This window comes from Paenibacillus sp. LC231 (assembly GCF_001860525.1).
In the GTDB taxonomy this organism is placed as follows: domain Bacteria; phylum Bacillota; class Bacilli; order Paenibacillales; family Paenibacillaceae; genus Paenibacillus_AQ.
In genome coordinates, this window is the sequence record NZ_JFOM01000006.1 from 70,515 (window position 1) to 84,171 (window position 13,657).

Here is a 13,657-nt window from a genome sequence, read left to right on the forward strand (position 1 = left end):
GCATCATTCACGACAAAATACGGGATAGAACGTGTTCCATTGTTTGCCTAGCGCCGCCTTACGACTGCATTTCGTTTTCGATCCGTTTCATAAAGTCTTCAGCCGCGCTGTATCCGAGTTGTTTCAGATACCAATTGTTGGCCGCCGCCTCGATCAGACTGGCGACGTCGCGTCCCGGCTGAAGCTGAACCTCGATATGCGGAATTTGAATGCCTAGATACTCTGTAAACTGAGGCACCGCCTCCAGCTCGTTGTTTAGGGAATTTTCACGCCAAGGCGACAGCTCAATATCGAGCACGATTCGCGTTTCGTCCTGAAATGCCGTGCGCCCGTATTGACGAACCACATTGATCAGACCGATGCTTCGCAGCGCCAGAAACTCGCGGGTTGTCTCATTGTGTGTGCCAAGAAGAGTCGAAGGGCCCAGCTTTTTAAGCACAACAATATCGTCTGCCACAAACCGGTGACCTCGTCTGATCAAGGTGTGAGCTGTCTCGCTTTTGCCAATCCCGGATTTACCCCGAAGCAGGATTCCTATGCCCGATACGTTCACACATACCGCATGGATTGACATCTCCGGTGCCAAGGTCTTTACCAAATAACTGTCCAACTTGGCGATAAATTCCGTAGTCGTCTCTGTTGTCCGCAATAACGGTATGCCCTCTTGGTTACAGAAAAGGGTCAGATAAGGAATCTCCTGCTGTCCTGACGTGACAATAAAGCACGGCGGATGATATTTGACGATATTCCCGATATGTAACTTGCGTTCTTCTATGGTAAGCGTCAGTAAATAGTTGATTTCCTTGCGACCGAGCACCTGCACGCGCTCCATAGGAAAAAAATCGAAATACCCGACAAACTCCAGTCCCGGCCTGTGCGTCTGTGGACGGGTAATCATGCGATCCATGCGATTGGCTCCTGCCAGTACTTCCAAATGAAAAATTTCCGTAATACTTTGAACGGTGATCGACTTCATGTTGTTCTCCTCCTGCGATTGCAGTATGTATTCGGATATATTCAACGAACAACAGGTACTTTCCTGCCTATTTGCTTCCATACTATCAGACAGCGTCAATCTTCCAGATCATCAGCGATCAATGACGGCTACGACTGTCTATATACATGCGCCGTTAGTGATACATCAAAAAAGCCGCCAATTATGGCGACTCTTGTGAGTATATAATGTGATCCTTATCGTAGGCTTGCAGGGCACCCATCTACAACAACTCAAAGGTAAGGTCACGCGCGTCCTCTACCTTCACAGGCTCCATGGATTGTCCATCGTATCCCATTTCCAGCACGGCAACGATCCGTTCACCATCATGAACATCAAATCGACGGGTGCATACTCTATCATAAATCCAGTCATTCATCGTCATTCGTACATGGAGCATGCGATCCTGAGCAAGCAGACGGAAATTTTGCATGAGGCAGCTTGCAGCTGCGTAATCCTCTTCTCTTTTATGCGGATCCTGATCTTCCTTAATGACCAATATCAGATAAGCCGGAGCCTGATCCTGTAAATCAGATAGCACGTCTGTGTTGTCGGAGCCGATAAATATAAACCGCCAAGGTTCCCGCATTCCGTCATTAGGAGCCCATACAGCAACATTCAATAATTCCAAAATATGATTCTCGGAAACGGGTCTAGCGCTATAACTCATCCAATGCCCCCTCCACCGCTCGTTAATATCGTCCATTTCTTTTCTGCTTGTGTTCGTGCTCTGCCTCTTGGAGCCTTATCGAAATAACCCAGATGAAAAATACCAACCAGTCTCTCATTGGACTGCAGTTTCAACAGATCGAATAATTCTTTGCTTTGCATCATCGGTTCGGTGTCCCATAATGTACCGAGCCGACGCTGCCAGGCAAGAAGCTGAAAATTTTGCATGATCCCGCAGACCGCTGCATAATTCATATCACTTTTCCTTCTGTCCGCATCAGTAGAGGCAATAATAATGAGATGGCCAGGTATATCGGTAACCCTCTTCCGAACGAAATCCCGAACCTTCTCCGGCAGCCATTTAACCAGCCTGTTCTTCACCAAGGGTTCCAGCATACTGGAAGCCAAACGTTCCTTCGCATCCGCCGTCCCCGCATAAATGCTTCGGAAGACCACTTCCTCTCTGGAAGGGTAAAGCTGCCGTGCAGCGTAGAGTAAATCTACCACCAGCTCCTGGTCCACGGGAGTGGAGCTAAACTTGCGGATGCTTCTTCGTTCTCTGATCGTCTTCATGTAATTCATGTTTTCAACCCCCAGCCATTGCTCGCTTGAATTCCCCTTCGAACTCTTCAAGGATCGCAACAGCGAACATATTCTTAATGATAAAAGTCAGCCAAATCTCCAAATAACCGCTTAATGAAGTCAAGCTCGGAATCGCTATATCTTTCCAAAAACTCGTTCATCCTCTGCTGCTCCTTGATATGGAACTCATCATGAATGGCAAAAAGCCTTTTTCCGGCCGCTGTTAGCCGAAAGTACACTTCTTTTTTGTTATCATTGAGTTGGGCCTTGCGCACCCACCCCGCCTTCAATAATTTATTGGTTATCTTCGAGGTGTTCCCTTTGCTTAAGTTCATGGACTCGGCAATGGAAGTGACATTAATCGGTTCTTGCTCCCCAATACACGCGATCGTATGCAGTTCCGTTATGTTTAGGGTGGATTCTATCTCTATTAATTTCCGGAGTTCTTCGATAAAAGCGCTGCTTAGCCGGTTCTCATATTGTTCTTTTTGTTGCAGAAATTGAATGAAATTTTCATGGATAGCGTTTTTTATCATTTTGTTCGTACTCATGATTATGCAAGCTCCTCGACTCATTGTTTTTTTCATTATAACCAAAGTTCGTTTCGCAAGAAACAATATGAGTATACAACAGAAGTTACACCCCGGAAAGAAAAGATACTTCCAGTCATCCAGCCATACTAAGCCCCCTTTACTTCGGATTATTGTTTCAACAGAATAAATAAAAAAATAGAAATTACGGATGTATCCCAATTATTCCTCCAAATATTTATTCATATGAAACAATTAAATATTAAGGTTATTTCGATTCGGTGTCAATTCCATCCATTCTCCATAACTGCTTGAAACGCAGCCGTATCTTTGCCTGCAGATCGAGTTTATACCTTATGCTTCCAATGGAGAAAAAAAAGGCAGCTGCGCGGTCGCAGCTGCCTTTTGATTTGCAGAAATGGACTATTTGCTTGTTTTCAACGAGAGCGCAGGTCTCGTTAAGGAATATACGGCGCAAATTAGCGACACCATGACGATTCCTCCGCCTACCCAAGACGTACTGGCTACGGTACCTCCCTGCTCTAACACGAGGCCGCCGATAGCGGATCCCAGTGCAATACCGATTTGCAGCGCGGAATTGTTAAAACTCTGCTGGATATCGGACGAGCCTGGATCCACTTGAATCAAATAATTCTGCAGCGGAGGAGCCAGACTCCAGCTTAATGCACCCCATACCATCATCACGACTAAAAATACGCCGATTGAGAATGTAGAGAACGGGAGTAGAAACAGCACCAGCATGAATGACGTAATGATGATTACAATGCTCTTGTTCGACCCCAGCCGGTCGGCGAGAGCGCCTCCAAACGCCCCACCGCCGACTGCGGATAGTCCGAACAGGAAGTAACAAATGCTGATCCAGTATGGACTCAGCCCAAGCTCCGATTCAAGAAACGGCGTGAAGTAGGCATAAATGGTGTAGTGCCCTGCAAGCATGAACAAGGTGGCGAGATGCGCTCCAGCGATTTTCGATTTGCCGAGCGCCTTGAGCTGAACGGATAACGGTGTGATATTTTCAGGTTTGATCCGATCCAGGAACATATAGATCAAGATCATGGAGCCAATCGACAGAATGCCGATACCGAGGAATAATACCCTCCATCCAAAAGCTTCACTGATCAAAATGCCGAGCGGCACGCCAAGCACCAACGACGAGCTGATCCCCATATAAATCACGCCTAATGCTTTCGCCCGATGTGCAGGCTCAACCACCTTGGCAGTAATGGTCAACGATAACACGATAATCAGCGCTGTACTCATGGCGGTTAATATTCTGGCAGCCATTAACAACGTAAAACTTGGACTTACATAAGCCAGCAAGTTACCAATGAAGAAAACAAATAAGGAAATCATATAGAGCCGTTTCCGCTCCACTCTTGCTGTAAGCGCAAGGAGAACCGGTCCAGCTACCGCATAGACCAGGGCGAACACGGTAATCAGCTGACCAGCCGTACCGAGTGAAATATGCAAGTCGTCCGCAATGAGCGGCAGTATTCCGCCAACAATAAGCTCAACCAGCCCGACGGATATCGTCGAAATCGCTAGAATTAATACTTTCAGATTCATCTGGAATGGAATCCCCTTTCTTCGATGTCATATTTGCTTAAAATCAACAAAAAAATCCTGATTACAAAAAATGAGATACATTTTCTGTAATCAGGATTTTACGGTTCCTGGTAGAGACCCTCAGACCATATTAATGAGGTTATACATTTAAATATTGTATTCAGTTGCGCAACGATCGTTGTTTAATTTATCACATCCGTTACGAAAGATCAAGATCCCAGGCAGGATTCCAGCAGATCTCCCACAAGTGCCCGTCCGGATCGAGAAAGTGGCCGGAGTAGCCCCCCCAGAATGTGTCTTGTGCTGGCACGGTTACCGTTGCCCCCGCCCTTCTGGCTTGCTCCATCACCTCATCCACTTCTTCCTTGCTGCCGACGTTGTGACCGATGGTAAACTCCGAAGAACTCGGAGAAGACAGAGGAACATTCGCCTCAACTGACAGATCTTTGCGATTCCATATCGCCAGTTTCACGCCTGCCTGCAAATCAAAGAATGCTACAGCCCCGTGCTCAAACTCCGTCCCAATGATCCCTTCGGTAGATAGGCCGAGTCCATCACGGTAAAACTTCAATGACCGCTCCAGGTCATCAACGCCGATTGTAAGTACGGATATACGTGCCTTCATAATCGCATTACCTCCTATGCATCATCATCATTACCTCTTACATATTTTCGTCGATGGCTCTATCAAAAGATTGTAAAAAACGGACAACGTGCGCCTACACGTCGAGAGTTCCATCATCGATCACCTCAAAGCCTGTTTCGGTGACATGCCATATAAACGCCTGAAGTTGTTAATAAAATGAGGTTGATCATAGTACCCGTAGCTGGCAGCGATATCAGGAAACCGGGTCGGCTTGGCCTGATGCAATTCCTGCAGCATATTTTGAAAACGAATAATCTCCGTCATGATCTTCGGGCTGACGCCCAATTCCTTCTGGAATGTTCTTCTTATGTTTCTCTCACTATAATTAAGTTTTTCCGCCAAGGCGCGAACCGTTATTCTCCCCTTAGCGGCGTACAGATACTGCATGCTGTGCTCAAGCAGCGGTTCCGAACGGACGTTATTCCGGCCTAAGACGCCTATTAAGAACCTTTCAACCAATTCCATTCGGTGAGCAGAATCCAGAGCCGCGACCATTTCCTCGTTCAGCTGATTCACATCCAGCCCCCATGCTTCCTCCAAGAATACAGGACCCTCACGGAAATCGGAAGCTGGGTAATGTATGAATGGGCGGACGGTTTCCGCAAAAAAACGAATACCGAACAGTGACTGATCCTGCGTGAGTCTCATGGCTTCGTAAGATGACATCAGTCCGGTAATGAAGCCGGAGGTTGAAGCATCCCGTGCCTTCAGATTAAATATAATATCGACGCAACCGTCAGGAGGAATGCGATGAAGCGGCTGCTGAAGTGACGAAGCTTGATAATCCAAGGTCCAATAACAGGCCACAAAAGGAGTTAATGGCGGGCTTGGCAGATATTCTTGATAAGTATAAGAAAAATCCGAAGATGGGTTCTCTATCATTGGTGCTTGTATAGGGACATAGTTCCGCAAGTGTGCTCACCCTTATTTACGTTGGATATACAAATGACTCGAACCAACAATTCAATTATAGCAACTAGATTAATGCTCCCTGCTCGTTCCTGTAGGTTCATAACATGGCCGTCACGTGTCGTAATGTAAACCTTCCAATCCTCCGTTACTCCGCTCCCGTCTTTCATGACAAAGGTTCGGATGTCCTCGCTGCCGGCGAATTACCGCCCTGAATAAACGTTCCTATTCGCAACGCCGCTTCGCGCAGGGCCGCCTCTTCCTGAACTAACGCGATTCGCACGAAGCCTTCTCCTTCGGAGCCGAAAGCATCCCCAGGAATAACCGCAACGCCGGTTTCCAGCAGTAATTCGCGGGCGAAACGGCGCGAACTCCATTGAAGATCACGGAATGCTTCAGGCAGCCTGGCCCATAGGAACATCGTGGCCTGTGGCTTAGGAACAACCCATCCCGCTTCGGCGAGTGATGCCACGAGGACATCACGCCGTTGTTCATATAGTGAAGCGACACCCTGTTCCTCATGAGCAGATGCCATGGCTTGACGCAGTGCATGGACAGCCGCAATCTGTATAGGCTTGAATACGCCGAAATCAATGTTGCTTTTGTACTCCCGGAGCGCGCTCACTGCTTCCTCATGACCAGCAAAAAAGCCGATGCGACACCCTGCCATGTTAAAGCTCTTGGAGAAGGAGTGGAATTCTACCGCGATGTCGATGGCACCCGGGACCTGCAGAATACTCATGGGGCGGTAGCCGTTAAAACCCATTTCAGAATAGGCAAGGTCATGGACGATCAGCACGTCCCATTTTTTCGCCAGTCCAACCAACTTTTCAAAAAATGCAAGATCGGCCCGGACCGCAATCGGATTCCCCGGAAAATTCAGCAGGATGAAGGTCGCTTTCGCCCAAATCTCTTCCGGAATGCTGTCCAGATCCGGCACGAATCCAAACTCCTCCTTCAGTGGAAGATACCAGGGCTTTACGCCTGCAATCGCAAGCGCACCAGCATAAATCGGATATCCCGGATTCGGCACAATGGCTACGTCCCCCGGATTGCATATGGCCTGAGCCAGATGCGACAGTCCATCCTGGGAGCCCATCAAAGCCAGGATTTCGGTATCCGGATTAACTTTTACGCCAAATCGATGCTGCATCCAAGCCGCCGACTGCTCCCGGAACTCCATGGTTCCTCTTGTGCCTGGATATGTATAATTATCTGCTTTCAACGCTTCTTGGCTAAGCACCTCACGGATATCCTCGGAAGGGCCACGGTCAGGGCTGCCGATGCTTAAGTCGATAATATGTCTTCCTGCTTGAAAAGCCTCTTGTTTCCACTCGCTGACCTCGGCAAATATGGAAGAACCGATCTGCGATAGTTTGTCCGCACGCCATGAGCGTTTGGAAGTTTGATTCGGCAAGATATCCACCCACTCCACTTTTTTTCCTATATTATAGCATGAAGGTGGAGGAGCATCTCTGTGAAATCCTCATTTCAGGCTTGACTTGAAAAGCCTTTCATAACGTAAGATCGAAGCATACAAAAAGAGAAATCAGGAGAAGAGACAACCATGACCAGAACACGAGAGACCATCTTTATTATCGCCTTTACGTTTGCCGCCTTTGTACTAGGTACTACCGAATATGTCATTGTTGGATTGTTAAAAGACATTAGCGTAAGTCTCAGCATTTCGCTTGCCGCAGCCGGCGTCCTCGTATCCAGCTTCGCCATTGCATATGCCCTCGGAACGCCGTTTGCCGTAACGCTGCTCGGACGCATACCTCGGCATGTTACCATCCTGACAGCGTATATAGCAGTGTTAGTGTTTAATTATTTGACCATCTTTGCCACTACGTACCCCGTCATGTTATTCATTCGCGTCATGACCGCGATGCTGTGCGGATTAACCTTATCGCTGGCGATTGCCGCGACCAGCGAGCATATGAGTGCTTCGCGCAGAGCCGGTGCGGTTGCCTGGATCATCGGAGGTTTCTCGATTGCCAATGTCATTGGCGTTCCCGTAGGAACGCAGATCGGCCAGATGGCAGGATGGCAAACGGCTTTCATTGTTACATCATTGGTTGGAATCATCCCGCTAGCCCTGATGCTGGCCGTCATGCCCAAGAGCAATACGATTAGCGTAAGCTCCATGAAACAGCAGTTTGCCTTGTTCAAGAACAAGCGAATCCGACTTGCCTTCTTCATTCCAGTCCTTGGCGTAGGCTCCGTTTTTATCGTATACACGTACATAACGCCGCTATTGGAAAATGTGATGGGGATTCCGCAGCAATGGATCAGCACTGTTCTGCTGGCTTACGGCGCTTTCACGATTCTTAGCAATTGGCTCGGGGCCAAGGTAGCACAAGGCAATTCAAGGGTAAAATTGAAAGTGATTTTCACCATCCAAGCGATGATTATGATGGCTCTTGCCCTTACCCTATCACTCCCCTGGATGGCCTTAGTGTCGTTAATGCTGGTCGCCTGCTTTTCCTTTGCGCTCAGTACCGCCGTTCAGCTATACCTGATTGACCTGGCGGATGAATCTTCACCCGGCTCCAAGGACTTCGCTTCCACGCTCATGCCGGTTGCATCCAATTTGGGTATCGCCATTGGTTCCCTACTGGGCAGCCTTGTCGTGGATAACGTCGGTCTTGAATACCTGCCTTGGGCTGCAGTAATGTTCGCTATCGGAGCATTTGCCGTTACTTCCCGCTGCCATCAGCTGGATCAAGAACAACTGGACTTAACGCTGCTGACATCAGCTAAAGCATCATAGACCGCTATTCTTCAATCCTTCTCATTTTCCTTATGAGAGGGATTTTTTGGTACCAGCCGGAAATCGGTCGCTCTCGTAAGAACAGATATTTTATCGGAAGAACGACACAGTAATTAAGATCAGATACCTTTTCGGAAGAATGTCACAGTAATAAGAACAGCAACCTTATCGGAAGAATGTCACAGTAATAAGAACAGATATCTTATCGGAAGAATGTCACAGTAATTAAGAACGGATACCTTTTCGGAAGAATGTCACAGTAATAAGAACAGCAACCTTATCGGAAGAATGTCACAGTAATAAGAACAGCAACCTTATCGGAAGAATGTCACAGCAAAGAACAGATACCTTTTCGGAAGAATGTCACAGTAATAAGAACAGTAACCTTTTCGGAAGAATGTCACAGTAATAGCGTTTTGTTTCAACGGAAAACTAAGGAGAAGAAAGAACATTCAAAAAGCTTACCCATTATGAAACGGCGTAAGCTTTTTGTCTACCTCTTCTGCCTTCTGCCCGCATGTGTCAGAAAATTAGCCGATTTCCATGTACAACATTATTCAGCTCAGCAGCGATTAGCCGCGTACACACCCCTCGTTAGGATACCGCCACCCGGCATTGTTAAAATCCACCGAGTTGCAATCTTTGAGGACACTGGTTCCGCTATTTCCTTGTTTTTACCCATTTCGCAACAATATGCGGACAAGAGATCCGCTATTGTGAGATTTTTGGAGGATTAGTCCGTGAGTATGGTGCAATAGCGGATCCTGTGTCCGCGAAAACTCCATTATCGGCCGATTTACGCGAAATAACGGATCCTCTGTCCTCCCGGACTCCATATCGAACGAATATCAGCACATAGCGGCGCCATTTCTCTCCACATGTGCCCAGAACATGCCGATTTCGGCATAATATCGATCCTCCGGCCTCATGATCCCCATTGGGCGAATCGCAGCATGTGACGGAGTCTCTTCTGCCTTCTGTCCGCATGTGTCACAAAAAGGATCCCCGCGGACAACAGTAATTCAGCTCAGCAGCGATTAGCCGCGTACAGAACCCTGTTTGGATACCGCCACCCGGCATTGGTTAGCATCCACCGAGTTGCCCTCGTTAGGATACCGCCACCCGGCATTGTTAGCATCCCCCGGGTTGCCCTCATTCGGATACCGCCACCCGGCATTTTTAAAATCCACCGAGTTGCGATATTTGAGGACACTGGTTCCGCTATTTCCTTGTTTTTACCCATCTCGCAACAATATGCGGACAAGAGATCCGCTATTGCGAGATTTTTGGCGGATTAGTCCGTGATTATGATGCAATAGCGGATCCTGTGTCCGCGTAAACTCCATAATCGGCCGATTTGCGCGAAATAACGGATCCTCTGTCCTCCCGGACTCGATATTGTGCGAATTTCAGTACATAGCGGGGTCACTTCTGTCCACATGTGCCCAAAAAATAGACAGATTCCTGCAATACGGATCCTCTGGCCTTATAGACGAGCGAATCTCTGCAAATAGCTGAGCCTCTTCTGCCCGCATGTGCCCAAAATAGGCCGATTCCCGCCTATAGCGATTCTTCTCGCATCATCCTACTGTTCAATGGATGCCCTGTTTAAGCAGCCATCTCCCGGCATGCTTTCGCACATCGAAAGCATGCTTCAGCACATTCCTGACAGTGCTTCATATCATGCTTCTTGCACTCGTTACCGCACGCTTCGCAGACATCGGCGCAGATCCTGCATAGTTCTCTGGCATACATACTGTTCGTGGACATCGCTTGAGCCGCAAAGGCGCAAATATCCGCACACTGCCGATCCAAGCGAATGCACTCTTTCATCATCGCCACTTCGTGTTCATCCAAACATGCCGTGTAACAATGGTTACAGGCTACCGTACAGCGCAGGCATTCCTCGATACATTGTTGAAATTGTTCATGTGACATCATACATTCTCCTTTCGGTTTTAGCGATCATAGGGATTACCTTTTTTCAAGGTTGTATGTAATTAACCAAAACTTGTGAAGATGATATGAGGATGTTGTATATTTCGATACAATTGGCAACAGAAAAGACGACTGCATCGCAGTCGTCTTTTCTTGCTCATGTTGATCATAAATCTAGTTCATTTTGATCATGAATCTTGCTCTTGTTGATCATGAATCTTGCTCATTTTGATCATGTATTAAGTTAACCAATCTTCAAAAGAATCCGCCAAGCTCTGCAACTCCTTAAAGAACATGCTGGCATGATAACCATCACACACAGCATGGTGCACCTGCAATGAGACTGGAAGCAGAACACGGCCACCCTGCTCGGTATATTTTCCGCCGGTTATGATGGGAAGAAGATAGTCTGCTTCATTGACAATGTTTAGATTAAATCCGCTAAAGCTTGTCCAGGGTATCATGGATATGGGAAACGTGTTCGGCGGTGGATTCTCTTTAACAAACAGCCCTTTTGTATCCCGATATTGCTCCATGTCCTGCTCGTAATGATCATGAAATCGATAGAAATCATTCGAAAATGCTGTCCATAAACAGGAGAAGGTATGGTCATCGTTATGGAAAAAGGTATAACTCGGCGTCATCCGATCCCAGTAACCCAATTCCCCTTCGGGACTAAAGGAAGTTTTGAATTCAACCCGGTCATTGACAACTCTTGTAACCATATAAATAAAAGCTGGATAAAGCTTGAATCCATTAGCTTTTAACGAATACAACAAGCGAGTAATGTCGATATCCACGGTGATGCTGAAGGTGCATTTATTCGATCGAAGATAATGCTCATAATAAGGCTTTCTCGTCCACTCTTCAACATTAATAATGTGAAACTTCATCATTTTTGCCCTCCTAAAATAATTTCGTTCTATTTCAGGAGGGTACATCCACTGATCTAATCACACGCCATCACTCCAAAGTTTCCGTAGTAGTAGAACTATTACATATTTTAACCTTTACAGCAATTCCTTTAAATTAACAATCTGTTATATCTTCGAATTTATCTGAAATCTGCCCAGCTTCATTATTATAAATGATACAGCCATCAAAAAAAATAGGTGTCTGTTTATGCGCCCACTGGGTACTTGTGCACTCAACACATGCACAGGTTACGTATGATATACCAATTCAAGGGGAGGTGTTCGCAGATGGGGTGTCCATCTAGGAAGGCCAAGCGCTGTCGGAAGAAAAAAATGATTCTCATACGTAAACCGAAGAAGAAAAAACGTCGATGTATTATTATCAGAAGGAAAGTGATCCGGGTAAAATGTCCTCCGCCTACCATCATAAACGGAACCGCAGGCATACAAGGTCCACAGGGTACTACAGGATTACCTGGATCTCAGGGTATTCCAGGTGCGCCTGGACCACCAGGACCGCAAGGAATCCCCGGTCCTCAAGGTGCTCAGGGAGTACCAGGCCCACAAGGTGCCCAGGGCCCTCAAGGTCCAGCGGGTGAAAGCCCCACGGATCCCTGCTTTGAAGAATTGAGAGATACTTTGCTGCAATTAGACAATCAATACATTTCGGTTTCGACTTCGGGCTTCACCGATAGTATCGAGGGTCGGATTTTACGAACCGGAGAAGGAACGGTTATTCTTACCGGTGTATTCGGAACGCGAATCATTCCGGTATGCTCTATCAATTCCGTGGACCACGGTCCCTTCGCTTATGCTTTATTTGCTTTCAACGATGTCATCACCGTCATTAATACGGCTACAAATACCATAATGGGCTTCATACCAGTCGGAGATAGTCCAAACGATATTGTCTTCACCCCTGACGGAACTCGTGCCTATGTAACTAATTTTAACGATGATAATGTCCAAGTGATTGATACCGCCTCCAACACCATCATCGGTCTTCCGATTCCCGTTGGAGATGGTGCCAATCGAAATGCAATCACGCCAGATGGTTCGCGGGTATATGTCACGAATTTTGTTGACAGTACGGTCTCTGTCATCGAAACGACCATAAATACGGTCATCGGATCTCCAATACCCGTAGGGGCCGGTCCTAACGGAATTGCCATTACGCCGAATGGCTTGCGAGCCTATGTCGCCAACTCAACCGATGGAACCGTCTCGGTTATCGACACCGCTTCAAATACGGTGCTCGGGTTGCTTATACCGGTTGGTTTGTCTCCTGGGGAGGTGGCCATTACTCCGGATAGTACGCGAGTGTATGTCACCAATTTCTCAAGCGCCTCCGTCTCCGTCATCGATACCGCCTCCAATCTGGTCATTGCGACCATCCCTGTTGGGATTAACCCTACCGGAATCGCGATTACCCCTGATGGTTCTCGGGCCTATGTCACGAATGCCGGCTCTAATACGGTATCCATCATTCACATTGCCGCCAACACCGTTATTGCTCCAACGATCACCGTTGGTCTAGGTCCGAGCGGCATTGCGATTACTCCGGATGGCACCCGTGCGTATATAACTAATTTTCAGATTCCCGAGATTTCAATCATTAATACATCATCCAACACGGTTACCTCAATACCATTAACCAATACGGGATACACAGGGATTGGCATAACGCCTATAACGATCTAGATGATTCATAGGAATCAATAATCGATGAGGGAAGGTGTAATATGCGGAAAAATGATATCCGTGCTTGGATTCAAAAAGAACTGAATGAGCATCCAGACATCACAAGCATTCAGCTTGCGGAGAAATATCGTATTCCAATCCACATTGTCCAAATGACTAAAGATAAATTACTAAAGGGTGTTGATCGGACACCACTTCAAGAGCGTGAGTAATACCATATTCCGCTTCCTGTACGAAAATTGAGAAATATGTTGTATTTTCTGACATTAGCTGGGCACTAGCGCATGTATTCCTGAATCTCTAAATAAATCGGAGGCTCCGCATGAGGTACACTTAGCCGCCCCACTCAACAAAAGAAGACGGAGTGCCCAGCATGAGGTAACGATTTCGCCTATGCAGCCGCACCACGCTCCT

General features: G+C 47.1%; 13 protein-coding genes and 1 riboswitch. Of the genes, 3 read left to right on the forward strand and 10 right to left on the reverse strand.

Annotated features, from left to right (window positions below):
• Positions 1-58: 58 nt before the first annotated feature.
• The 8 genes from hprK to AK95_RS03285 all read right to left on the reverse strand — a co-directional run bounded on the left by hprK (position 59) and on the right by AK95_RS03285 (position 7,352).
• Positions 59-976, reverse strand: coding sequence for an HPr(Ser) kinase/phosphatase (gene hprK, locus AK95_RS03250; protein WP_071218491.1), 918 nt, complete (start codon positions 974-976; stop codon positions 59-61).
• 241 nt (positions 977-1,217) lie between these two features.
• Complete coding sequence (locus AK95_RS34450; protein WP_071218492.1) at positions 1,218-1,664, reverse strand: nitroreductase family protein; 447 nt, start codon at positions 1,662-1,664, stop codon at positions 1,218-1,220.
• Positions 1,661-2,245, reverse strand: a complete 585-nt coding sequence (locus AK95_RS34455; RefSeq protein WP_071218493.1) for a nitroreductase family protein — start codon at positions 2,243-2,245, stop codon at positions 1,661-1,663. Before AK95_RS34455 ends, AK95_RS34450 begins: the two co-directional genes overlap by 4 nt.
• Before the next feature lie 74 nt (positions 2,246-2,319).
• The gene (locus AK95_RS03265) at positions 2,320-2,796 is read right to left on the reverse strand and encodes a MarR family transcriptional regulator (RefSeq protein WP_071218678.1); all 477 of its coding nucleotides are present in this window, start codon (positions 2,794-2,796) and stop codon (positions 2,320-2,322) included.
• A gap of 402 nt (positions 2,797-3,198) precedes the next feature.
• Positions 3,199-4,362, reverse strand: coding sequence for an MFS transporter (locus tag AK95_RS03270; protein WP_071218494.1), 1,164 nt, complete (start codon positions 4,360-4,362; stop codon positions 3,199-3,201).
• 67 nt (positions 4,363-4,429) lie between these two features.
• A riboswitch (purine riboswitch) is annotated at positions 4,430-4,529 on the reverse strand.
• Positions 4,530-4,561: 32 nt separating this feature from the next.
• Positions 4,562-4,987 (reverse strand): VOC family protein, encoded by a 426-nt coding sequence (locus AK95_RS03275; protein WP_071218495.1) that lies wholly within the window; start codon positions 4,985-4,987, stop codon positions 4,562-4,564.
• Positions 4,988-5,107: 120 nt separating this feature from the next.
• The gene (locus AK95_RS03280) at positions 5,108-5,920 is read right to left on the reverse strand and encodes a helix-turn-helix transcriptional regulator (protein ID WP_235612975.1); all 813 of its coding nucleotides are present in this window, start codon (positions 5,918-5,920) and stop codon (positions 5,108-5,110) included.
• A gap of 163 nt (positions 5,921-6,083) precedes the next feature.
• Positions 6,084-7,352: an aminotransferase class I/II-fold pyridoxal phosphate-dependent enzyme gene (locus AK95_RS03285; RefSeq protein ID WP_071218496.1), complete on the reverse strand. Its 1,269-nt coding sequence runs from the start codon at positions 7,350-7,352 to the stop codon at positions 6,084-6,086.
• 132 nt (positions 7,353-7,484) lie between these two features.
• Between AK95_RS03285 and AK95_RS03290 the strand changes: the two genes are divergently transcribed.
• The gene (locus AK95_RS03290) at positions 7,485-8,690 is read left to right on the forward strand and encodes an MFS transporter (protein WP_071218497.1); all 1,206 of its coding nucleotides are present in this window, start codon (positions 7,485-7,487) and stop codon (positions 8,688-8,690) included.
• 1,608 nt (positions 8,691-10,298) lie between these two features.
• Here AK95_RS03290 and AK95_RS03300 read toward each other — a convergent pair.
• Positions 10,299-10,628 carry a four-helix bundle copper-binding protein gene (locus AK95_RS03300; protein ID WP_071218499.1) on the reverse strand — a complete coding sequence of 110 codons (330 nt, stop codon included), beginning with the start codon at positions 10,626-10,628 and terminating at the stop codon, positions 10,299-10,301.
• A gap of 239 nt (positions 10,629-10,867) precedes the next feature.
• Positions 10,868-11,521 (reverse strand): type A chloramphenicol O-acetyltransferase, encoded by a 654-nt coding sequence (gene catA / locus AK95_RS03305; RefSeq protein ID WP_071218680.1) that lies wholly within the window; start codon positions 11,519-11,521, stop codon positions 10,868-10,870.
• Between the two features lie 660 nt (positions 11,522-12,181).
• Between catA and AK95_RS03310 the strand changes: the two genes are divergently transcribed.
• Positions 12,182-13,243: a beta-propeller fold lactonase family protein gene (locus AK95_RS03310; protein ID WP_071218500.1), complete on the forward strand. Its 1,062-nt coding sequence runs from the start codon at positions 12,182-12,184 to the stop codon at positions 13,241-13,243.
• A 41-nt stretch (positions 13,244-13,284) separates the two neighbouring features.
• Entirely contained in the window at positions 13,285-13,455 is a 171-nt protein-coding gene (locus AK95_RS34010; protein WP_162487518.1) for a hypothetical protein, read from the forward strand.
• The last annotated feature ends 202 nt before the right edge of the window (positions 13,456-13,657 follow it).